This window comes from Pseudomonas sp. SDO5215_S409 (genome assembly GCF_054071325.1).
In genome coordinates this window covers 97,646-118,743 of sequence record NZ_JBSVWN010000001.1, presented here as the reverse complement: position 1 = coordinate 118,743, position 21,098 = coordinate 97,646, and the positions used below count along the sequence as shown (strand labels likewise).

At 63.1% G+C, this 21,098-nt stretch carries 20 protein-coding genes; 9 read left to right on the top strand and 11 right to left on the bottom strand.

The window, feature by feature from the left end; translation table 11 throughout:
* Window positions 1–4: 4 nt before the first annotated feature.
* From ACW9H9_RS00270 to ACW9H9_RS00260, 3 genes are all read left to right on the top strand, one after another.
* Entirely contained in the window at window positions 5–811 is an 807-nt protein-coding gene (locus ACW9H9_RS00270) for a hypothetical protein (RefSeq protein WP_457341041.1), read from the top strand.
* Window positions 812–880: 69 nt separating this feature from the next.
* Window positions 881–2,053 (top strand): MFS transporter, encoded by a 1,173-nt coding sequence (locus ACW9H9_RS00265; RefSeq protein WP_457341042.1) that lies wholly within the window; start codon window positions 881–883, stop codon window positions 2,051–2,053.
* Window positions 2,054–2,067: 14 nt separating this feature from the next.
* Window positions 2,068–2,865 carry a hypothetical protein gene (locus ACW9H9_RS00260; protein WP_457341043.1) on the top strand — a complete coding sequence of 266 codons (798 nt, stop codon included), beginning with the start codon at window positions 2,068–2,070 and terminating at the stop codon, window positions 2,863–2,865.
* Window positions 2,866–2,888: 23 nt separating this feature from the next.
* Here the strand turns inward: ACW9H9_RS00260 and ACW9H9_RS00255 are convergent, their stop codons facing one another.
* Both ACW9H9_RS00255 and ACW9H9_RS00250 read right to left on the bottom strand, forming a co-directional pair.
* Window positions 2,889–4,070, bottom strand: a complete 1,182-nt coding sequence (locus ACW9H9_RS00255) for an MFS transporter (protein ID WP_457341044.1) — start codon at window positions 4,068–4,070, stop codon at window positions 2,889–2,891.
* 66 nt (window positions 4,071–4,136) lie between these two features.
* Window positions 4,137–5,048 (bottom strand): LysR family transcriptional regulator, encoded by a 912-nt coding sequence (locus tag ACW9H9_RS00250; protein WP_457341045.1) that lies wholly within the window; start codon window positions 5,046–5,048, stop codon window positions 4,137–4,139.
* Between the two features lie 135 nt (window positions 5,049–5,183).
* Between ACW9H9_RS00250 and ACW9H9_RS00245 the strand changes: the two genes are divergently transcribed.
* Both ACW9H9_RS00245 and ACW9H9_RS00240 read left to right on the top strand, forming a co-directional pair.
* Entirely contained in the window at window positions 5,184–6,491 is a 1,308-nt protein-coding gene (locus ACW9H9_RS00245; RefSeq protein WP_457341046.1) for an MFS transporter, read from the top strand.
* A gap of 33 nt (window positions 6,492–6,524) precedes the next feature.
* Window positions 6,525–7,274: a creatininase family protein gene (locus tag ACW9H9_RS00240; RefSeq protein ID WP_457341047.1), complete on the top strand. Its 750-nt coding sequence runs from the start codon at window positions 6,525–6,527 to the stop codon at window positions 7,272–7,274.
* A gap of 7 nt (window positions 7,275–7,281) precedes the next feature.
* Here the strand turns inward: ACW9H9_RS00240 and ACW9H9_RS00235 are convergent, their stop codons facing one another.
* The 9 genes from ACW9H9_RS00235 to ACW9H9_RS00195 form a co-directional block, all read right to left on the bottom strand.
* Window positions 7,282–8,262, bottom strand: a complete 981-nt coding sequence (locus ACW9H9_RS00235) for a nucleoside hydrolase (protein ID WP_457341048.1) — start codon at window positions 8,260–8,262, stop codon at window positions 7,282–7,284.
* Entirely contained in the window at window positions 8,259–9,281 is a 1,023-nt protein-coding gene (locus ACW9H9_RS00230; protein WP_457341049.1) for a LacI family DNA-binding transcriptional regulator, read from the bottom strand. The genes ACW9H9_RS00235 and ACW9H9_RS00230 overlap by 4 nt, the downstream gene beginning before the upstream one ends.
* Before the next feature lie 140 nt (window positions 9,282–9,421).
* Entirely contained in the window at window positions 9,422–10,753 is a 1,332-nt protein-coding gene (locus tag ACW9H9_RS00225; protein WP_457341050.1) for an OprD family outer membrane porin, read from the bottom strand.
* Window positions 10,754–10,868: 115 nt separating this feature from the next.
* On the bottom strand, window positions 10,869–12,257 hold the full coding sequence (locus tag ACW9H9_RS00220) for an MFS transporter (RefSeq protein ID WP_457341051.1): 1,389 nt from the start codon (window positions 12,255–12,257) through the stop codon (window positions 10,869–10,871).
* Window positions 12,258–12,568: 311 nt separating this feature from the next.
* Window positions 12,569–13,939 carry an MATE family efflux transporter gene (locus tag ACW9H9_RS00215; RefSeq protein WP_457341052.1) on the bottom strand — a complete coding sequence of 457 codons (1,371 nt, stop codon included), beginning with the start codon at window positions 13,937–13,939 and terminating at the stop codon, window positions 12,569–12,571.
* Between the two features lie 106 nt (window positions 13,940–14,045).
* Window positions 14,046–14,921, bottom strand: coding sequence for a LysR substrate-binding domain-containing protein (locus tag ACW9H9_RS00210; protein ID WP_457341053.1), 876 nt, complete (start codon window positions 14,919–14,921; stop codon window positions 14,046–14,048).
* 15 nt (window positions 14,922–14,936) lie between these two features.
* A complete protein-coding gene (locus ACW9H9_RS00205; RefSeq protein WP_457341054.1) occupies window positions 14,937–15,446 on the bottom strand; it encodes a lipocalin-like domain-containing protein in 510 nt (169 codons plus the stop codon).
* Window positions 15,447–15,555: 109 nt separating this feature from the next.
* Window positions 15,556–17,121 carry an aldehyde dehydrogenase (NADP(+)) gene (locus ACW9H9_RS00200; protein ID WP_457341055.1) on the bottom strand — a complete coding sequence of 522 codons (1,566 nt, stop codon included), beginning with the start codon at window positions 17,119–17,121 and terminating at the stop codon, window positions 15,556–15,558.
* Window positions 17,121–17,747: an isochorismatase family cysteine hydrolase gene (locus tag ACW9H9_RS00195; RefSeq protein ID WP_457341056.1), complete on the bottom strand. Its 627-nt coding sequence runs from the start codon at window positions 17,745–17,747 to the stop codon at window positions 17,121–17,123. Before ACW9H9_RS00195 ends, ACW9H9_RS00200 begins: the two co-directional genes overlap by 1 nt.
* Window positions 17,748–17,835: 88 nt before the next feature.
* Between ACW9H9_RS00195 and ACW9H9_RS00190 the strand changes: the two genes are divergently transcribed.
* From ACW9H9_RS00190 to ACW9H9_RS00175, 4 genes are all read left to right on the top strand, one after another.
* The gene (locus ACW9H9_RS00190; protein WP_457341057.1) at window positions 17,836–18,333 is read left to right on the top strand and encodes a winged helix-turn-helix transcriptional regulator; all 498 of its coding nucleotides are present in this window, start codon (window positions 17,836–17,838) and stop codon (window positions 18,331–18,333) included.
* Window positions 18,334–18,433: 100 nt separating this feature from the next.
* Complete coding sequence (locus ACW9H9_RS00185; RefSeq protein WP_457341058.1) at window positions 18,434–19,033, top strand: DsbA family protein; 600 nt, start codon at window positions 18,434–18,436, stop codon at window positions 19,031–19,033.
* A 1-nt stretch (window position 19,034) separates the two neighbouring features.
* Complete coding sequence (locus tag ACW9H9_RS00180; RefSeq protein ID WP_457341059.1) at window positions 19,035–19,739, top strand: SDR family NAD(P)-dependent oxidoreductase; 705 nt, start codon at window positions 19,035–19,037, stop codon at window positions 19,737–19,739.
* A 57-nt stretch (window positions 19,740–19,796) separates the two neighbouring features.
* Window positions 19,797–20,360 (top strand): TetR/AcrR family transcriptional regulator, encoded by a 564-nt coding sequence (locus tag ACW9H9_RS00175; protein ID WP_457341060.1) that lies wholly within the window; start codon window positions 19,797–19,799, stop codon window positions 20,358–20,360.
* The last annotated feature ends 738 nt before the right edge of the window (window positions 20,361–21,098 follow it).

The window sequence follows — 21,098 nt, the reverse complement described above, 5'->3', positions numbered from 1 at the left end:
CTTGATGGAATCGTCAAACACTTCACCCACGAAGGTGTTCAGCCTGTATTACGTGGCCATCGATCATGAAGCCGGTGTGACGCAGGATCAGTTCGAGCAATTCGTACGCCACAAGGGTGTGCACATCCCGTGCTACCCGGGCTGGAGCTGGACCTTGCTGCGCGGCCTGCGGGGCGAGCGGGCCGGGCAATTCATGATGCTGTTCGAGATTGACAGCGCCGAACAACGTGACCTTTACGTGGGCGCCGACGGCAACAAGACCGAACGGGCGCGCCAGTTCTGGCGCGACCACCCCGAGGCGCAGGACATCCTCGGCGAATGGAAACGCTATGGGACCTTCAGTGAACTGCCGACGCTGTTCACCGACTACCGGCTGCTGGCGGAAAACACCAAGAGCACCGTGCCGTACGGGCCCCGGTATGAGGATCGGCCGGGGCACGCGCCCATTGCGCGGGTGATCGGCCTGCACAACTTGGCGTTGCGGGCAGACGTGAAGGCCGAGACGTTTGAAACCTTCATCGCGCAAAACCATCACCGCATCGAGGACTACCCGGACTGGAAATTCCGCCTGCTCAAGGGCGAGCGGGGCAACCGGATGGACCAGTACGTGGTGTTCATGGAGATCGCCAGCGAAGCGGCGCTCGAAGTGTTTTACCCCGAGCCCGACATCGCCACCGATGAGGCGGCGATCTTTGCCCGGGCGCACCGCGACACCAAGCAGATGTATGAGGAATGGAAGCAACTGGCTTCGTTTTCCGGCTCACCGCAGATCTACACCGACTACCTGTCGGTGGCGCAAAGCCTGAACTGAGTCGCTGTACCGGCGCGGCATCCCGCCGCGCCGGCCTTTGCTTGGGGTGCCACACAAGGTGACAGGGCCGTGAATGTAAATGTATCCGTTGCACCGATCTATTCGAATGTTCGTCAGCAGCGGGCTACCCGCAGCATCTTTTTCGTGGCGGGCCTGGGCATGGCGTCCTGGGCGCCGCTGATCCCGTTCGTAAAAGCCAGGCTTGGTATCGACGACGGCGCCTTGGGCCTGTTGCTGTTCTGCATCGCCGCAGGCTCGATGCTGGTGATGCCGTTTACCGGGCGTGCCATTGCACGGCTGGGGTGCCGGGCGCTGATCCTGGCGTGCGCCGTGGTGTTTTGCGCGATCTTGCCGTTCATGATGTACGCCACCTCGCCGGTGGCGATGGGTGTGGCGCTGCTGGTGTTCGGCGCGGTCAATGGGCTGCTCGACGTGTCGATGAACGCCCAGGCGGTGATTGTGGAGCGCGAAAGCGGGCAGGCCAGAATGTCCGGGTTTCATGGCTTTTACAGCATTGGCGGCGTGGCCGGGGCCGGCGGCGTGAGCCTGTTGCTGTGGGCCGGGCTCATGCCATTGCAGGCGATCCTGCTGGTGGTCGCCCTGATCGCCGTGGTGGTGCTGCAAGCCGGCGGCCACTTGTTGGCCAGGCGAGCACCGGAGCCGGGCGAGTCGGGCGGCACCTTCAAGGCGCTGGCGCACCCGGGGATTCTGTTCCTGGCGGCGCTGTGTTTTTTCATCTTCATGATCGAAGGCGCGATGCTGGACTGGTCCGCCGTGTTCCTGCACACCGAACGCGGCCTGGAAAAAAGCCATGCCGGGTTTGGCTACACGCTGTACTCCATCGCTGTCGCACTGGGCCGGTTGTACGGTGACCGGCTGGTGAACGCGGTGGGCCGTCTGCGCGTGCTGGTGGTGGGCAGCCTGTGCGCCGCCGCCGGGGTGTCGCTGCTGGTGTCGGTTGACCAACCGGGCGTGGCCCTGGCCGGGTTCATCCTGGCCGGTGCGGGGCTGTCCAACATCGTGCCCATCCTGTTCACCGCCGCGGGCAATCAGCCCGGCGTGCAGTCAAGTTTCGCGCTGTCGGCCGTCACCCTGATCGGCTACACCGGCTTGCTCAGCGGGCCGGCGCTGATCGGTTTTATCGCGCACCATTCAAGCCTCACCGCTGTCTTCAGCGCCGGTGTGGTGATCCTCTTGCTTGTCGCTTCCTGTGCCCCCCGCATCACGCGGCGTGGCGCTTAATCTATGGAGTTGTTATGAGTCAATCGACCGGTCCGGTTTTCAGCCTGCATTACATCGGCCTCAACTTGAAAAAAGGCGTCACGGCGCAAGACTTCGAAAACTTCGTGCGCGAGCACGGCGTGGGGATCCCGGCCTACCCGGGCTGGCAGTGGACCTTACTCAAGGGCCTGCGCGGCGAGCGCGTGGACCAGTACCTGATGCTGTATGAAGCACCGAGTGCCCAGGACTACGCCAAATACATCGACGCCAACGGTGACCAGACCGCGCACGCGCAAGTGTTCTGGCACGAACACCCCGAGGCCCAGGCCCTGATCGCCGAATGGAAGACGTTTTCGACCTACGCGCAGCTGCCGACGATCTTTTCGCACTACTCACTGGTGGCCGAGAACACCCACAGTTCCCTGCCGGAAGGCCCCAACTACCAGGTGCGTGACGGCCAGGAGCCGGTGGCTCGCCTGGTGGGTATCCATAACCTGGCGCTGCGTTCGGGCGTGACGCCGGACACCTTCGAGCGCTTTATAACCACCAATGTGCACCGCATTGACGACTACCCGGGCTGGAAGTTTCACATGCTCAAGGGGCAGGGCGGCAACCGCCTCGAGCAGTACGCGGTGATGCTGGAAATCGAAAGCCTGGCCTCGCTCAACTCCTTCCACCCGGAGCTGGACGTGTCCACCGAAAAAGCACTGACGTTTGTGCGTGAGCACCAGGAGAGCGAGCGCATGTACGAAGAGTGGCGCCAGTTGGCGTCGTTTTCCGGTGCACCGCAGATCTACACCGACTACATCACCGTGGCGGGCAATGTAGGCTGAGTATTCCCCTCCCGTGGGCCGGTTTAACGCCGGCTCACTTTGACGCCCAGCACAAATGTCAGCAACGCCGCCACCAGCAGCCCGGTGGTGATCCAGTGCAGTTGCAACACCTCCCACCCCTGCGCGATCGCCGCGCCACCCAGCGCCGCCCCCGTGGCAAAACCGATGTAGATGACGGACTGGTTGAGGGCAATCAACAGCGCGCTGTTTTGCGGCGACAGGCTCATCAACCGTGCCTGTTGCGGGGCAAACGTGGCCCAGCCGGTAATGGACCAGATAAGCAAGGCCAGCGCCGTGGTGAACGTCGAGGCCATGCTGGCGGCCAGCAAGCTTTGATTGAGTGCAGCAATTGCCAGGCACACCGCGAGCGGGGCGGTGGAGCCGAAGCGGTCCAGCAGGCGCCCGCCCAGCTGGCTGCCGATCAGCCCGCCGACGCCGTACACAAAAAACAGGAACACGATCATTTGCGGGTCTTGGCGCTCAGCCAGCATCACGCCCAGGTAGGTGTAGCTGGTCAGAAGGCCGGTGTTCCATAACAGGCTCGGCAACAGGGCCAGCAGCACCTTTGGCTGAACCAGCGGTGCAAAGCGCGCCGCATAACTGAGCGTCACCGGCACCGAGCCTGCCTGCCGCGTGGGTGCGCGAAACGCCAGGGCGGTCACCGCCAGCAGCGAGATCACCGCCACCAGCCAGAACGTGGAACGCCAGCCAATCGCATGGCCGATGGCCGCGCCAATCGGCACCCCCAATACCGCAGACGCCGTGAGGCCCAGGGCCACCGCCGACAGGGCCGCGCCCTTGCGATCCACCGGGGCCAGCGAGGCTGCCAGCGCATAGGCCGTGGAGGAATACAACGCAGCGGCGATGGCCGTGGCGATGCGCGCCCCGATGAGCATTTCGTAGGTGGGCGCCACGGCGCACAGGATATTGCCCAGGGCGAACAACGCCAGGCTCGCCAGGCACACACGCCGTGGGTTGAGCGTGGTGGTCAAGGGCACGATGAGCGGGGCAGCCAGCGCGTAGGTGAGGGCGTAGGCGGTGACGGTCAGGCCCGCCGCTTCCACGCTGACCGCCAGGTCCTGAGCCAACACCGACAAGATGCCCGACACCACGAACACATCCGTGCCTATGGCAAACGTGCCCAGTGCCAGCAGCCAGATGCGCGGGTCCAGAGGGGATGACAGCGGGTGGGGTCGCGCGCTCATGGGGGTAGGGTGCTCCTGAATTCAAACGGGCTTTATAGCGCACGCGCCGCGTGGCCATGATGAAATCTAACCTGCGAACATGGGCAGGCGCGCGAGCATCCAGTCCAGCAGCGCTTGGGCCGGTGCTGCCAGCGGGCGAGCGGACTTGACCAGCAGCTTGGCCTCTACCGCGCGCAGTATCGGGTGATCCACCGACACCGAGGCCAGCTCGCCATTGTCGATCTCCCGATACGCCGCAAACTCCCCGGCCAGGGACGCGAACTCCCCGCTCGCCACCAGGCGCTTGAGCGCCGCCAGCGAGTTGCTGACCAGGGCCGGGCGCACCTGGATTTTCTCGGCGTTCTCCAGCAGCGCGATCGCATGGCCGATGCCAAACGTGGGCGGCGTCAATACCAATTGGCAGCCCAGAATGTCCGCGACACTGGCCGGGCCGCCACGCTGCGCGAGTGGGTGGTCGGGCCGCACCAACAGCATCACGGGTTGGGAGGAGGTGGCCCGAAAATCAATGTGCGGGTGCGCCGGTGGGTTGTACGCAAGGCCGATGTGCGCACGGTTTTCGGCGACTTCGCGCAGTACATCGTCCACCGGCAGCGTGTCCAGGGTGATGTCGAGCCTGGGGTATTGCTTGCAGAACGGGGCCAGCACGTTGTCGACCAATGCATCCACATACCCTTCGCTGATCACCACCCGCACATGGCCTTGTTGCAAGCCCTTGATCGCTTGCAACTGGTCTTCGAGTTTCTCCTGGTGGGACCGGTAGCCGCGCCAGAACTCCAGCAAGTGCGCCGCCGCTTCGGTGGGCTGTACCCCTCGGGCCTGGCGCTCGAACAGCGTCGCGCCCAGTTCTTCTTCGAGCAGTTTGATCTGGCGGGTGATCACCGACGGCGAGGTATTGATGCTGTCTGCCGCGCCCCGAATCGAACCGTGCACCAGCACCTCATGGAAATAGCGCAGCCGTTGTTGATTGATTTCGCGCATGCCGGATTTTCCTGTGTTCTGAGTGTTGCTTAAAAAGCAACGATACCTGAACTTAGTTGCTCTTGCTGCCCCTAAACCCGCAGCGCACCATGGCATGGCAAACCCGCAGACCAACAACAAAAACTGGAGACGCGTATGCCCACCCCTCTGGCGTCAGCGGGCAGCGATGCCCTTGCTGCCCTCTACCGCAAGCTCAACGTGCGGCTGTTACCGCTGTTGTTCATCGGCTACGTCTTCGCGTACCTGGACCGCATCAACGTGGGCTTTGCCAAGCTGCAGATGCAAAGCGACCTGGGCCTGTCCGATGCGGCCTACGGCGCGGGCGCCGGAATTTTCTTCATTGGCTACGTGCTGTTTGAACTGCCCAGCACCTTGATGCTGCCGCGTTTTGGCGCGCGCAAAACCTTCAGCCGCATCCTGGTGCTGTGGGGCATCACGTCGGCCTGCATGATGTTTGTGCGGGATGTGCCGACGTTTTATGCCATGCGTTTTCTGCTGGGCATTTTCGAGGCCGGGTTTGCCCCAGGCTTGATTTATTACCTGTCGCGCTGGTACGGCCCCAACCGCATGGCACGGGCGATTGCCATCGTGTTTATCGCCGGGCCCATGGGTGGGATCCTCGGCGGCCCGCTGTCTGCCTGGCTGATGACCACCTTTGCCGGGGTGGGCGGCCTGGCGGGCTGGCAATGGATGTTTTTGGTCGAGGGGCTGCCCTGTGTGCTGGTGGGCGTGCTGATGTACCGCGTGCTGTCGGACACCCCGGGCGACGCGCCCTGGCTGAGCGCCGCCGAAAAACAGTGCCTGGAGGCAGAGCTGGGCAGCGCCAGTGCACACCGCCATTCGTTCCGGGCCGTGTTGCGCGACCCCAAGGTCTACGTGCTGGCGTGTGCCTACTTTTGCATCATCTTTTCGATCTACGCCATGAGCTTCTGGTTGCCGGCGATCATCACGTCACTGGGCCTTGAAGACCCCCGCCAAGTGGGCTGGTACGCCGCCGTTCCCTATGTCGGGGCAGCGCTGGGCATGTACTGGATCGGGCGACGTTCCGACCGAGTAGGCGAGCGGCGCTACCACTGCGCGATTCCCGCAGCGGTGGGCGCCGCGCTGCTGATTGCGTACCCACTCGCCAGTGCCAGCCTGGTGGTGTCACTGGTGTTGCTGACGCTGTCGATCAGCATGATGTTCATGGCGTACACGGTGCTGTGGGCCATGCCGTCCGAACACATCAAGGGCGATGCGGCCGCCGGTGGTATCGCGCTCATCAACAGCATCGGGCTCTGCGGCGGTTTTTGGGGGCCGGCCATGATCGGCTGGGCCAAAACCGCCACCGGCAGCCTGGGTATCGGCGTGGTCATCGTCGGCTGCGTGTTCCTGTGTGCAGCGTTCGTGATCCTGTCGACCCAACCCCAACCCCGTCACCACTCGGCCGCCGAACCGGCGTGAGTTGATCAACCTGAAACCCAAGAGGACACGCCCATGCTTTTACACCTGTCGACCTGGACCGAGATCGGCCAGTATCTGGAACGCAGCCGCACCCTCGTGGTGCCCATTGGCTCAAACGAACAACACGGCCCCACCGGCCTGTTGGGCACCGACTGGATGTGCCCGCAAATAATCGCCGAGCACGCCCAGCAGCAGGCCGACATCCTGGTCACGCCCACGTTCAACATCGGCATGGCCCAACACCATATCGGTTTTCCCGGGACGATCTCGCTGCGCCCCTCGACCTTTATCGCCGCGATTGGCGACTGGGTGCATTCACTGGCGGCCCACGGCTTTGAAAAAATCCTGTTTCTCAACGGCCATGGCGGCAACGTCGCCTCGATTGAAGCGGCGTTTTCCGAGCTGTACGCCCAGGCCAGCTTCGCCCGGCGCCCGGCCGGTTTTGCGCTCAAACTGTGTAACTGGTGGGACCTTGACGGCGTCACTGAGTTGGCCACGGAACAGTTCCCCACGGGGCATGGCATCCACGCCACGCCCTCAGAGATCGCCGTGACCCAATGGGCCTACCCGGACGCGATCAAAACCTGCGACTACTCGCCGCAAGTCGCCCCGTGGGGGCCGATCCGCGAAGCGCTCGACTTCCGCGCCCGCCATGCCGACGGGCGCATGGGGTCTGACCCGGCGCAGGCATCGCCCGCCAAAGGTCATGACCTGGTGAGGCGGGCGGCGCAGAGTCTGGTGCTGGAGGTGCAAGCGTTCAGCAATGAGCCGATGCCCGGTTGAGGACGCTTCAAGCCTGCGCCAGGTGGGTTTCGATAATGTGCAGCAAACGGCGGTTATCCACGCTTTGCAGCACATTGACCCACCCGCTGGTGGGCGGCGCGATGGCCACGTCCAGCCGCAGCGGGTGTTTGTAGCGCCAGCTTTTGCCCCGCGTGCGACCGGCGTGCAACTCCACGTCGGTGTAGTAACCGCTGGCAGTCGCCACCCCCGGGTCCAGCAGCCAGGCGATCACCAGTGCGTCGTGTATCCAGCAGCCGGGCAGGTTGCGGGTGAGCATCGAATAGTCGATCCACGGCCGGAACGTCTCACAGACAAATTGAGCCAGGGGCGTGTCGTATGCCTGGAGGCGGTCCAGGTCGGCGTGGGTCATCAGGGTTTGGGTGGTGACGTCCAGGGGCACCAGGGTGATGTTCGCGCCGCAGTTCAACACGCGGTGCGCGGCTTCCGGGTCGAAGCCGAAGTTGGTGTCTTTAATGAAGTCGTCCAGGGCGAACACGCCGCCCATGATCACGATCTGTTGCACCGCTACGGCCATTGACGGGTAGCGCTCAAGCGCCAGCGCCACGTTGGTCAGCGGGCCGATGGCGACCAGGGTGATTTCGCCGGGGTGGGCGCAGATCAGTTGGCCGATGGCGTCCGCTGCGTGCTGGGGCGGCGCCTCGAAGTGTCGGGGGGCGGGCACGTCTTGCCACAGGTGGGCGAGCTGGCGTTTGTGCACGCTGTAGTCTAGCGCCTCGCGCCAGGGTGCGCCGGGCTCTTGCAAGGCTTGGGTGCTGCCCTGCACCACGGGCAACGCGCGGCCGACGCGGGTCAGCAGGTCTTTGGCGACGTTGTAACCCACGCTGCTGGGGGTGTTGCCGGCCACGGTGGTGACCAGTTCAAGGGACAGGCCGGGAGCGGCCAGTGCCAACGCCAATGCCAGGCCATCGTCGACATTGGCGCCTGCGATCCCGTTGCCAGGGTCGCAATCAATAATTAACCGTTTCATTTCACCTTCTTAGCGTTGCATCCGCAGGACTCACCGATCACCAGATGGTGAGAAAACTCTTGAAGCTTCACCTCGCCGTCCCAGGCCAGCAGCATGGCGAGGGCGGCCTTGGCCATCTCCCGCACGGGCTGGCGCACTGTGGTCAGCGACGGGGTGCAAAACGCCGAGGCTTCGGTGCCGTTGAAGCACACCAGGGCGACGTTTGCGGGCACTTTAATGCCGCGTTCGGTCAGGGCGCGCAGGCAGCCGATGGCTTGCGCTTCGTTGGAGCAGAACAGGGCGCGGGGCGGCGGGCCTTCGCTGAGCAGGCGTTGGGTGGCGTCGTAACCGCCCTGGCGGGTGTAGTCGGCGGGGAAGACCCGGTCGGTGCGCGCGGCGATGTCGGCGTCGGCCAGCGCGTCGCGCCATCCGTTCAGGCGGTCCTGGGCGTTGAGCATTTGTTCCGGGCCGCACAGGATGCCGACGTCGCGATAACCATGGCTGAGCAGGTGCGCGGTGACTTGCCGGGCGGCGGCGCGCTCGTCGACCCGCAGCATGTTCACGCGCAACAGTGGGTCTACGCGGTCGAGCATGACAAACGGCGTGCCGCTGGCCTGGATCAGGTCGATGTGCGGGTGGCGGTCCACGCTGGTGTAGAACAGGCCGTCCACCCGCTGGCTGAGCAGGCTGTTGATCAGGTCCAGCTCGCGCTTGCGGCAATCACCGGAGTCGCCCAGCAGGATGACCAGGCCATTGTCCAGCGCCTCTTGTTGCAGGGCGTGGGCAAAGGAGGCGATGAAGGTGTTGGAGATGTTTGGCACGATCAGCCCGTAGGTACGGGTCTTGCCCGAGGCCAGGGCCTGGGCCACGCCGTTGGGGCGGTAGCCGGTGGTTTTGATGGCGTCCAGTACGCGCTGGCGGGTGGCTTTGGCGACGGGCCGGGGGCCGTTGTTGATGACGTAGCTGACCACTGCGACCGAGGTGCCTGCTTCGCGGGCGACATCATCGCGGGTGGCGCGAGTTGAGCGTTGTGGGGCCAAGGGTAAATTCCGTTTTGGGGGCGAGAGGGCAATGAGTCTACTCGCGTAGACTCATGTACAAAAAAAGCAGGCGGGCGGCATTATTCCTTCGGTTTTATTGCAGTTTGATGACTGGCTCACGAGGTGCCGGTGCCTTGTGCTCAGAAGATGGCGTAGGTGTAGCTGAAGATCAAGCGCGCCTGGTCCACTGCCGTCACGTTGGGAATGGCGCTGCGAAAGCTGCCTTCGCGCAAGGACGCGCCAAACCCTTTGAGCAGGCCGCTCTGCACCACGTAGTCGATACGCGCATCACGTTCCCACTCCGAGTAACGCTGGCCGCCGCTGGAGCGGATGTTGTCACCGTGCAGGTACAGCACCGACGTCGTCAGGCCGGGTACGCCCAGGGCCGCGAAGTCATAGCTGTATTGCGCGAAGTTGGTGTTTTCACCGGCCCGGATAAAGGAGTTGTCCATCACGTCGGTGATCAGGTACACGCTGGCGCCGCCGTTGCCTTCGCTATTGCCCGCGCCGCCCAGCACGTTGCCCTGGTTGAGGTACACCACGCCGCCCGAGTCGGACACCTGCTGGCGGCCCAACATAAAGGCGTTGCCGCCCAGGTAATAGGTGAACGCGGCGCTCCAGGTGGTGTTGTCGACTTTGCCGGGGTGGCTGGCATAGCCGCCGTTGTTGTTGAAGACGTAACCAGGCTCGCCGTTTTTGCCTTGGGCGGTGCTGTTGAAATAACGCAGGTCGGTTTTAAAGCGCGAGGTGTCGGTGAGCGGGGTGGTGTTCAACAGGCCGAGGAAGTTCTGGTTGTAATAGTCGCTCAGGTTGGCGTGGTAGAACTGCAGGTTGGTGTTGCTGCCCAGCTTCCAGTCGGCACCGGCGTAGGTGAATTTGTTGCTCGCCTCGGTGCCGCCCGCCACGGCCAGCCCGGTGGCGTTGGACGAAGCTCGGCCGGTGGAGCGGCTCAGTTGGCCTGCGTTGATCGTCAGGTTGTCGATGTCTTTGGACGTCACCGTCACCCCGTCAAAGGTTTGCGGCAGCAACCGACCGTCGTTGGCCACCAGGATCGGCAAGTTGGGCATCAGCCCGCCGCCTGCGTGAAACTCGGTCTTGGCGATCCGCACCTTGGCGTTGCCCGCCAGGCGGCTCCAGCTGTCGACCGGGCTGCCGTCGGAGTCCACCGGCGCGAATGAGTTGGACGTGGTGGACGTGGGGTGGCGGGTGCCGCCGGACAGGTTGAAGGCCTGCATGCCTTGCAGGTCCAGGCCAAACCCTACGGGGCCTTGGGTAAAGCCCGACAGGTAGTCGAGCTTGAAACCTTGCGTCACCTCGTTCTGGTCGACGCCCGGCGCATTCGGGTTGTCGCTGCGCAGGTAATACGTGCGCGAGCTGATGGCCGCGCTGCTGTCATCGATAAAACCGGCGGCCAGCACCTGCTGGGCCAAGAGGCCGGTGGTGACGGCCAGTGCAAGGGTGGACTTGTTCATTACATCGCTCCTGTCATGTGTGCCGTTTTACGGGCATGGCTTCGCCGGCGGGGATGGGCCGCCGTACGGGTGTGCGCCTTTCTATGAGGCGTTAACGGGGTTGATCAGAGGGGTGCTACAGAGCATCTTCCAGGGCGTTCAAGTCGCGCCCGCGGGTTTCCGGTGCCACGAAGGTGGTGAGCAAGCCGATGCCTGCCATCGCGACAAAGTACGTCGCGATCGGCCACCAGTGCCCGGTCCACGACAACAGCGCCGCCGCAATCAGCGGTGCGGTGCCGCCGGACAGGATCGAGCCCAGTTCCTTGGCCAGCGCCAGTTTGGAGTAGCGGTTTTTCACGCCGAACATTTCCACGCTCCAGGCCGCTTGCACGCCAAAGATCCCCAGCGAAGCCAGGCCCATGCCCACCACCATGGTGGCGGTGACGATGAGGGGGTCGCGGGAGTCCAGCAGCATGAACGCCGGGAAGGCGTAGAGCATCAGCAGCAGACAGAACGTGCGATAGGTCACGCGGCGGCCAAAACGGTCGGACAGCCAGCCGGCCAGCGGGATGATCAAGAAGCCCAGGACCGAAGCGATCAACACCGCCTGGGTGGCCACGGTTTTGTTGACGCTGAGTACTTTCACCACGTAACCGACGATAAACCCCTGGGCGAGGTAGGACGGGCCGTTTTCACCGATGCGCAAACCGACCATGGTGAAAAACGCGCGGCTGCCTTTCCAGAAGCTTTCGGGCGGCTGGGGCAGGGCGGCACGGCTGTTGTCGCGTTGGGCCTGCAATTGCGCCTTTCTAAGTTCGAATACCGGGGTTTCCTGCAGGTTGCGGCGTAGCCACACCGCCAACAAGGCGATCAGCGAACTGCACAAGAACGGCACCCGCCAGCCCCAGTCCTGCAAGGACTGTTGATCCATTTGCACAACGGCCAGCCACACCAGCGAAGCCAGCAAGGTGCCGCTGTTGGAGCCCAGCGCGATCACTGACGACACCAGCCCTCGGCGTTTGGCGGGGGCGAACTCGCCGAGCATCACCGTGCCCGCGGCCAGCTCGGCGCCTGCGCCAAAGCCTTGGCTAAAACGCAGCACCACCAGGCACACCGGTGCCCAGATGCCGATCGAGGCGTAGCTGGGGATCAGGCCGATCAGGGTGGTCGAGGCGCCCATCAGCAGCACGGTGCACCGCATCACCACCTTGCGGCCCTTGCGATCACCCAGCCAGCCAAAGAACAACGCACCGATGGGCCGTGCCACAAACCCGACCGACCAGGTGGCGAAGGTCGAAAGCAGCGCCATGGCAGGCGACACGTTGGGGAAAAACACATCGCCAAAGATCAGCCCGGCCGCCAGGCCATACAGGGCGAAGTCGGCATATTCCATGGCGGTGCCCAGCCAGCAGGCGAGGGTGGCACGGTACAACTCCCGGCGTCCGTTGGGGGTCATCAAGCTTTCATCCGCGGCGCCACGGGCCGCTAAAGCGGCGTGGGCTGCGACGTGTTCAACAGTGGGCATCAACTAACTCCTGATCTGGGATGGCCTGCGCTGCGAAGTGACGGGCTTTACTGTAGCGCCGATACCCGCTCGATCCCTTGTTCTACAGCTATCTACGCGCGTAGATTCCAATCCTTGAAAAACGGCCCGAGGGTGAACTCAAAGGCCGATGCTGACATCGAGGGTGCGGTCTTCGGGGTGCACCTGACACTTTTGCGTCAAACAGACAACGGGCTAAGCCCGCGTCTGGCAGGAGTTTAGGCAGGCTTATGTTGCGTTCGGATGACACGCCACGCGGGCAAAAAAACGCCGACCAAAGGTCGGCGCCGTTTTCAGGGGGAGCGGAACCAGGTCCCGGACCGGACCATGACGGCCAGGACGCCGCCGTACGCCACCAGCCCCAAGGCGAGCGCCACGAACAGGGCCTGCAACGAACCGATCATTTGTAGCGCCAGCCAGCCGCCGCCAATCGCAATGAGGATCCGCAGAAAACCGCATGCCAGCGGCCATAACAATTTGCCGACGCCCTGGGAGGCAAAATACAACGCCAGCCCCAGCCCGAAGAACCCATAGACCGGCCCCACCACCCGCAGGTAGGCGCTGCCGGTTTCCAGCATTAAAGGGTCGGCACTGAACAGCGCCAGCCACTGGGCAGGCCAGAGGGCCGCCACCAACCCCACGCTTTCGGTGATTGCAAAGGCCAGCGCGCCGCCGGTCAGGGCCACCCGCAACGCGCGCTGCTGTTGCCCGGCGCCGATGTTGGTGCCCACCAGCGCCACCAACGGTGCGCCCAGGCCGAACACCACCGGCACCAACAGGTATTCCAGGCGTGCCCCGGTGCCAAACCCGGCCACGGCATTGACCCCGGCATGCCCGGCCACCAATGCCGTGGCGAGGGCGATGGTCACGTTACTGAGTACCGACTGCACGCTGGCCACGGCGCCCACGCGCAGGATATCGCGGCACAGGTCCCAGCGCAGCGTCACCCACTGCAGCCGGGCCAGGTTGCGCCCCGACATCACATACCACCCCAGTACGCCCGCACCGGCGGCATAAAACAGCACCATCGCCGTGGCGCCACCGGCAATGCCCATGGCCGGAATGGGACCCAGGCCAAAGATCAGCAACGGCGACAGCGGGATCAACACCAGCACACCCACACAGGTGACGGCGGCGGGCACCCACATATTGCCGGTGCCACGAATCACGCTGGCCAACCCGTTCATCAACCACATCAATACGCTGGCGCCAAACACGATGTTGGAATAGGTCAGCGCGGCCTCGAGTTCGCCGCCGCTGCCGCCCAGCGCCTGGTAGATGGGGCGCCCATAGATCAGCATCACGGCCGAAAACAGCAGGCCCAACAGGGTATTGAGCAGCACCGCATGCAGCACTAACGCGTTGGCATCCTGTTGCCGTCCGCCGCCGAGCGCCCGTGCAATCGCCGATGCAATGCCGCCGCCCATCGCGCCAGCGCTGATCATCTGCACCAGCATCACCGGGGGAAACGCCAGCGCCATGCCCGCCAGCGCATCGGTGCCCAGGTGCGACACCCAGTAGGTTTCGATCAGCCCGGTGGACGCCTGGGCGAGCATGATCAAAATATTTGGCCAGGCCATGCGCAGCAAAAGCGGGATGATCGGGTCGTTGAGCAGGCGCAGGGTGTGAGGGCTCAGGGGCGCCCGCGGGGGGAGGGTGGTCAAGACATGAACTCCGGTGATCAGTGCGAAACGGGCGCAACGCTAATCCGCGAATGAGCGCACGCCAAGGTCATTGATGCCTCGTTTTAGGACGTTTGGCGAGCCCGGTTTACCGATGCGTCATGCCAAAGTCCTCGGGCAGGGTTTGCAGCAAGGCATCTTTGAGCCGCTCCGCCGCTGGCGTCAGCGGACGCCCCGCCGAACTTAAAAAGACATGCACCGGCGGCAAGGCCGGAAACCCCGCTTCGGCGCCCATCACGTCAAGGCTGTCAGGCAGGTGGACGGCGGTGCGTGCGGTGACACCCATCCCTGCGTTGACCGCGGGCCACAAGCCGGAAACATTGGGCGTTGAGAACGCGATTTCCCAGGCAATACCGGCCTCATCCAGGGCGTTGATCGCCGCCGTGCGGAAAAAACACGGCGCATCCAACACCGCCAGTGGCAACGGCTCGCCGGTGCGCAGCGCCCGGTCGCTTCGGCCGATCCAGGCCATGGGGACCGACGCCAGTACCTGAGCGTCCCCCGGCACTTTTCCGCTGAGCAGCACGGCGAGCTCCAACTGGCCTTTTTCAAGGCGGTCCATCAGGCAGGCATTGCGGTCAACGGTCACTTCCACCCGGACATTGGGAGAGGCGCGTTTGAAACGGTCCAGGGCCTGGGGCAGCCAGGCCTGTGCAAAGTCGCCCGAAACGCCGAAGCGCACCACGCCCTTGACCTTTATCCCGCGAACCACCTCTACGGCTTCGTCATTGAGGTCGACCATGCGCCGGGCGTAAGCCAGCACAATCTCACCCGCCTCGGTGAGCACCAGGCCCCGCCCGTGTTTGCGAAACAGCGGCTGGCCCAGGCGGTCTTCCAGCTTGCGCACTTGTTGGGTGACGGCTGATTGGGATCTTCCGACCTGGTCAGCCGCACGGTTCAACGCCCCAAGGTTCTGCGCCGCAATCAGGGTGCGCAGTACATCCATATCAAGGTCAATGGGCATGGGGTTCACTCATGATTAATGCGTGCGCACGTAGGCGATTTCGCCGTACACGCCCGGACCGCCGATAGACGGGTGCGGAACGATGAACGTGGCGTGCTCGCCGTCCACGGTGTACGGCCACTTAAGGTCCGCCCCTTCCCAGTTGGCGTAGGTGGCGTGTTCGACGTGCATCGTGATGCTGTGGTCCTGCTCGTTGATGGTGTACGTGCCGAAATGGCACTGGGTGCCCACTACGCTGGCCCGGTACTCTTCGGGCGTGCCCTTGCTCTTGTCGTTGGCGGCGAACTTGGGACGCACCTTGCTCATGATTTGCAGGGAATAGTGGCCGGTGGCATCGAAGTTCAAGGTGCCTTGGGGATCATCGCCGTACAGGTGGATCCGGCTGCCGTCCGGGTTGACGTTGTCTGACGCGGTGAGCGTCCAGGTGCCCAGCAACGGTGCCGATGGCGTGGCGGCATGGGCGCCTTGCGCAAGCGCCAGCGACAGGACACACCCGAGCACGGCATAGGCTTTTTTCTGACTCATTACTGCGATCTCCAGAGCAAGGTTTTCAAACGGAGCCTTGAGCCTAGGGGTGTCACCGCCGCCGGACAATTGGATAGTTTGGCCGCCAGGTTTCAGAAAAACTGAAGCGTTACTGGCCGTCCCCCCGACGCGTAAGTGCCAGCGGATTGCTCGCTTGCAAGGCCTCTGGCAGCAACGCATCCGGAAAGCCCTGGTAGCACACCGGGCGCAGGAAACGTTCGATGGCGGTCATGCCGACCGACGTGAAACGGCTGTCTGAGGTGGCCGGGAACGGCCCGCCATGAATTGCGGCAAAAGACACTTCCTGGGGGTGGGCAAACGCATTGACGACGATGCGCCCGGTGCGCCGCTCCAGAATCGGCAACAAGCGGCGCGCGGCGGGCAGGTCGTCGGTTTCCAGGTGCATGGCCGCGCTGAGCTGGCCTTGGAACGAGCGGGCGACAGCGAGCATTTCGTCCTCGTCGCGCACGCTCACCAGCAAGGCGGCGGGGCCGAACGCTTCCTGGGCCAATGCGCTGTCGTCCAAAAAGGCGTGGCCTTGAACTTCCAGCAACAGGGCTTGCCCCTCGACGCTGGCGTGAGCGGCCAGGCCTTGTGCAATCGGCGTTGCGCCCGCGTCCGCCAGGCGGGTCAGGGCGTGCTGATAGGCCGCGTGGATACCTGGAGTGAGCAGGGTGCGCGCCTGCGCCTGGTTGACACGCGCTGTCATGGCCGTGCGCAACGCTTCAAAACCTGCGCCTTCTATGGCGATCAGAATGGCGGGCTTAAGGCAGGCTTGCCCGACGTTGACCAGCATGCGTTCGATAAATCCGTCGCCAATCACCGCGCCATTGGCCGCCAGGGCATGGGGCAGGATGAACGTGGGGTTGACGCTGGTCATTTCGGTAAACACCGGGATGGGGTCGGGCCGCCGTTGAGCACGCCGATAAAGGGCCATGCCGCCGTGCTCAGAGCCGGTAAAGGTGACGGCTTTGATCAGCGGGTGGTCCACCAGCGCTTCACCGATCGCGTTGCCCTCGCCGCGCACCATCGAAAACACCCCCTCGTGCAGGCCGTGATCCTGGACCGCCTTGCGGATCGCCCGGGCCTGCAGCTCTGAAGCGCCCGGGTGTGCATTGTGGGCTTTCAAAATGACCGGGGCGCCCGAGGCCAGTGCCGAAGCAGTGTCGCCACCGGCCACAGAATAGGCGATGGGAAAGTTGCTGGCGCCAAAGATGGCGACCGGGCCGATCGCCATTTTTTGCAGGCGGTGGTCCATCCGGGGGCGGGGTTGGCGCTCGGGTTGCGCGGGGTCTATCGAGAGCTGCAAAAAATGCCCTTTGCGCACCACGTCGGCAAACTGGCGGAACTGGGTGGCCGCACGGGCCGCCTCGCCTTCGAGTTGTGCCTGGGCAATGCCGGTTTCCAGGGCGGCCCGGGCGGCCAGTGGCTGACGGATCGCGTCGAGATTATCGGCGATGCCCTCCAGAAACGCGGCGCGCTTGGCCAGCGAACTGTGGCTGTAGCTGTCGAACGCCGCTTCGGCAAGGCGTGCAGCGGCGTTGACGGTGGCGGCGTTGCCCAGCGCAAAGTCGGGTTCGATCAGTTGATGGGTGGCGGGGTTGAGGGCTTTCATCGTGCCCTCGGTGGCCACCGCGTCCGTGTTGCCAATCAACAGCGTGCCAGTGAGTTGCATTAACGGCGCTCCAGGGTGGTGATCAGGTCTTGGGTGTCAACAATCGAATGGGCGAAGGTCGGCCCGTTGAGGTGGTGCGCGGCGTGCATCAGTTCCGGGTTCAGGGCGGCGGTGGCGTCACGCACCAGGGTCACGTGGTAGCCCAGTTCCACGGCGTAGCGGGCGGTGGCTTCAATGCAGGTGTTGGCCAGCAGACCGACGATGATCACGTGGGTGATGCCTTGCTGCTTGAGGCGAAAGTCCAAATCGGTGTTGGCAAAGCCGCTCGAACCCCAGTGCTCCGACGCGATGATGTCGCCGTCTTTGGGCGCGAAGTCCGGGTGCCACTCGCCGCCCCATTCGCCACGGGCAAAGTGGTGCATGTGCTGGACTTTGCACTGGGTGGGGCTGGGGTGGCTCCAGTTGTCGTAGTCGCCTTTCTCCCAACGGCGGTGGGGTACAATCGCGACCTGAATGCCCAGCGCCCGCACGCTTTTATCCAGGGCGCGCAGGTTGTCGAGCAGGTGAACCTGGTGGGCGATCGGTTCGATAAAGGGGTAGACCTTGCCGCCTTCGGACAAGAAATCGTTGTACGGGTCTACCAGCAAATAAGCGGTGCGGTCGAGGGGGTAAGCGGTGATCGACATGTGGAAATCTCCAGAGCGGTTGAAGGAAGGTTGCCTTGAGGGTGTTTAGATATGATAATCATAGTAACTTTCGAGAGGCAAGGTTTGCATGTCATTGAAAAAAAGTGCGCCTCCAACGCTGTGCCCGATTTCCCGGGCCGAGGCGATCGTGGGAAACAGCTGGACCCTGCTGGTGTTGCGCGAGCTGTTCATGGGCAACCATCGGTTTGATGAGATCCAGGTCCAGACAGGCGGCACACCGCAGATGATCGCTGCGCGTTTGAAGAGTTTAGAAGCGGACGGGCTGATTACCCGGCGCCCCTACAGCGAGCGGCCGTTGCGCCACGAGTACCACCTGACGCCCAAGGGCGAAGCGTTCTACGACGTCATCCTGGCGTTGCGTGGCTGGGGCGAGGCGTGGTGCAAGTCGCCGCAGGAAAGCCTGGCGGTGCAGTACACCCACACACCCTGCGGCCAACCGGCCGGGCTGGGTCCGTTGTGCGCGCATTGCGGGCAGCCGTTGCGCCGGGCAGACCTGGTCAGCAAACACAGTGAGGCCTACGCCCAGGAGCGCAGCGCGCGGCGGGAGGCGGCGAAGGGCGGTTGATGCCGGTGGGCTTTTTGGATTGCACTCGACATCCAGTTTGGATTACAACTGTCATCCAGATTTTGTCCTGTTTCTGTGCAAGCACCCAAAGGGTCCACCCATGAAGCTTGAGTTTGTGTTCGATTACCGCAGCCCCTACGCCTACCTGGCCAACCTACGGCTGGCAACGCTGGAACACCCGGTCGAGTATTTCTTGATCGACACGCTGGCGGTGATGAAGGCCGTCAATAACCAGCCGTCCAGCGCCAGCCCGGCCAAATTGCAATACGCACGGCGGGATATCGCCCGTTGGGCGGCGCACTATCAGGTGCCGCTGAGCATCAATACCGCGTTATTTCAGGCGCTGGGAGCGGGTGAAATCGAGGGCTCCTTACTCGTCCGCGCAGGCCTGGCGGCGCAGCAGGCAGGGGTGTTCGACACCGCCCATAAGGCGCTGTTCGACGCGGTCTGGACCAACAATGCCGAGTTGACCCGTGCCGACGGGCGCCGTGAGTTCTTGCGCGCCGCGCAGTTGGATGTCGATCTGTGGCAACTCGCCGACACGGCAGCGATCCGAGAGCAACTTGCCGCCCACAACGACTCCGCCGCCACGCGCGGCGTGTTTGGCGTGCCGTCGTTTTTTGTCGATGACGAACTGTTTTTCGGCAACGACCGGCTTGAGCAGGTGCGTGCAGCCTTGAAAACCAGCAAAGAGGTGTGACATGAGCGATCGAAAACTGGCAATCGTGACCGGCGTAGGCCCGGGCACCGGGACGGCCATCGTCCGGCGTTTGGTGGAAGACGGCTTCACCGTGGCAATGATTGCCCGCAATGCCGAGCGCCTGGCGCAACTGTCTGCCGCCGTGCCGCACACCGCAGCCTTTGCGGCGGACGTCACTGACGCGTCCCAACTGAACAACGCCCTGGACCTGATTGAGCGTCACCTGGGCCATGCCGACGTGCTGGTACACAACGCCGTGGGCGGGGCGTTTGGCACCTTTCTGGAGGTTGAACCGTCGGTGCTGGAGGCTAACTTCCAGACCAATGTCATGGCCCTGCTGCAACTGGCGCAACGGCTGGCACCGGCCATGGTAGAGAAGGGCGCGGGCGCGATTATCGTCACCGGCAATACCTCGGCGCTGCGCGGTAAAAGCCGGTTTGCCGGGTTTGCGCCGACCAAGGCGGCCCAGCGTATTTTGTGCGAATCGATTGCGCGCGAAGTCGGGCCTAAAGGCGTGCACGTGGCTTATCTGGTGATTGACGCGGTGATCGACGTGGAGTGGACACGCAAGATGCTGCCGGACGCCGCCGACGACTTTTTCATCCAGCCGGCCGACATCGCCGCCGAGGTGTCACATTTGATCCGACAGCCCAAGGGCGCCTGGTCGTTCAACAGCGAAGTCAGGCCTTACGGCGAAGCCTGGTAACCGGGCCACGGGCCGGGTGCTATCATCCGGCCCGAATTCACGTAAAAGGTCAAAGCCATGGGACACTCGCGGGCCAGCAAACAGGCCACCCACGAACGTGTGGTCAACATCGCCGCGCAGCGCTTTTGCGAGCGGGGCCTGGAAGGCGTCAGCATCGCCGACCTGATGAAAGAAGCCGGGCTGACCCACGGCGGTTTCTACAAACATTTCGACTCCAGGGAGCAGTTGGTCGGCGAGGCGCTCACGGCTGCCTTCAACCGCTCCAAGGCGACCCCGCGCAGAACCCTTGAAACATTGCTTACGCAGTACCTGAGCACCGAACACCGGGATACGCCGGGCGCAGGCTGCGCGGTGGGCGCACTGGTCAACGATATCGGGCGCAGCGAGGCGGGTGCCCGTGACCTGTATACCCAGAAACTGCAGGCCAATATTGACGGCATCGCCCATTTGCTGGGCAGTGAAGACCACGCGAAACGCGCCGAAGCGATCGTGCTGTTCAGCGCGATGGTGGGGGCCATCGGGCTGGCCAGGGCAGTCTCGGACGAGGGGTTGTCTCAAGAGATTCTGGATACCGTGCGCGACGCGTTTTTGGCCCCGTCAGACTTTGCGTGCCCGGTTTAATAATTAGGTGCAGTGGGCGTGTGCCGCAATAAAGTTTGCTTTGCGAAAATAACAATTCGCCCCTCGTTATTCGGTTTTATTGAACGCGTCAATATGATCGGTATGACGATAGCTTCAAACCTCCGTGCGGACGTGTTGTATTGATGCAAGCACTGCAATAAATCGCGCTGCCTGCTTTACATATACATTGCAACTAGATCCCGCCCAGGGGTTTGTAGGCATTGAATTATCAGCCTGTCCCGGTAATGGATCAGTATGGGATCCAGATCGACTGTTTCGATGCTGGCAATAATTTGACCTTTTTATGGCCAAAGCCATTATTCTGCCATGCTCCAGCCAGGTTATAACCTGTCAGTACTAGGGGTTGCCTTTGTAAGGGGGCGATAGTATCGTCGCGCACTTATCGAGTTAAAGGCCTATTAAATAAGCGTCCCTGGGCATATTAATAAGAGTGTTTGCTCTAATTATATGAGCGGCGCTACGGTGTTATTCTAGCTTGCTGTCCTGTCACACTTTCGCTTCATGCAAAAAGCAACTGTCTATTCATTAACGCATCTGTTAAGAGAGCCGGTATGGCGAGTGCAGTCGGGGTCGTTTCCCCTCTTGCAACACTGTTTTTTAGCGCGATCCAACTTGTTTTAACTCCACGTCTTTCAGCAGCGCCACCCCTGGCGACACTTATGTCGTGCCTGTAAAAAAATCAGCCGCGTCGACCCCCCTCTGACCTGTCGAGACACC

Excerpts from the sequence above, each read along its gene's own strand:
- ACW9H9_RS00250 (WP_457341045.1), bottom strand. The coding sequence starts at position 5,048 with ATGCGCGAAATCAATCAACAACGGCTGCGCTATTTCCATGAGGTGCTG.
- ACW9H9_RS00260 (WP_457341043.1), top strand. The coding sequence starts at position 2,068 with ATGAGTCAATCGACCGGTCCGGTTTTCAGCCTGCATTACATCGGCCTC.
- ACW9H9_RS00210 (WP_457341053.1), bottom strand. The coding sequence starts at position 14,921 with ATGCCCATTGACCTTGATATGGATGTACTGCGCACCCTGATTGCGGCG.
- ACW9H9_RS00195 (WP_457341056.1), bottom strand. The coding sequence starts at position 17,747 with ATGTCGATCACCGCTTACCCCCTCGACCGCACCGCTTATTTGCTGGTA.
- ACW9H9_RS00175 (WP_457341060.1), top strand. The coding sequence starts at position 19,797 with ATGGGACACTCGCGGGCCAGCAAACAGGCCACCCACGAACGTGTGGTC.
- ACW9H9_RS00245 (WP_457341046.1), top strand. The coding sequence starts at position 5,184 with ATGCCCACCCCTCTGGCGTCAGCGGGCAGCGATGCCCTTGCTGCCCTC.
- ACW9H9_RS00205 (WP_457341054.1), bottom strand. The coding sequence starts at position 15,446 with ATGAGTCAGAAAAAAGCCTATGCCGTGCTCGGGTGTGTCCTGTCGCTG.
- ACW9H9_RS00190 (WP_457341057.1), top strand. The coding sequence starts at position 17,836 with ATGTCATTGAAAAAAAGTGCGCCTCCAACGCTGTGCCCGATTTCCCGG.
- ACW9H9_RS00225 (WP_457341050.1), bottom strand. The coding sequence starts at position 10,753 with ATGAACAAGTCCACCCTTGCACTGGCCGTCACCACCGGCCTCTTGGCC.
- ACW9H9_RS00180 (WP_457341059.1), top strand. The coding sequence starts at position 19,035 with ATGAGCGATCGAAAACTGGCAATCGTGACCGGCGTAGGCCCGGGCACC.
- ACW9H9_RS00220 (WP_457341051.1), bottom strand. The coding sequence starts at position 12,257 with ATGCCCACTGTTGAACACGTCGCAGCCCACGCCGCTTTAGCGGCCCGT.
- ACW9H9_RS00240 (WP_457341047.1), top strand. The coding sequence starts at position 6,525 with ATGCTTTTACACCTGTCGACCTGGACCGAGATCGGCCAGTATCTGGAA.
- ACW9H9_RS00235 (WP_457341048.1), bottom strand. The coding sequence starts at position 8,262 with ATGAAACGGTTAATTATTGATTGCGACCCTGGCAACGGGATCGCAGGC.
- ACW9H9_RS00200 (WP_457341055.1), bottom strand. The coding sequence starts at position 17,121 with ATGCAACTCACTGGCACGCTGTTGATTGGCAACACGGACGCGGTGGCC.
- ACW9H9_RS00185 (WP_457341058.1), top strand. The coding sequence starts at position 18,434 with ATGAAGCTTGAGTTTGTGTTCGATTACCGCAGCCCCTACGCCTACCTG.
- ACW9H9_RS00270 (WP_457341041.1), top strand. The coding sequence starts at position 5 with ATGGAATCGTCAAACACTTCACCCACGAAGGTGTTCAGCCTGTATTAC.
- ACW9H9_RS00255 (WP_457341044.1), bottom strand. The coding sequence starts at position 4,070 with ATGAGCGCGCGACCCCACCCGCTGTCATCCCCTCTGGACCCGCGCATC.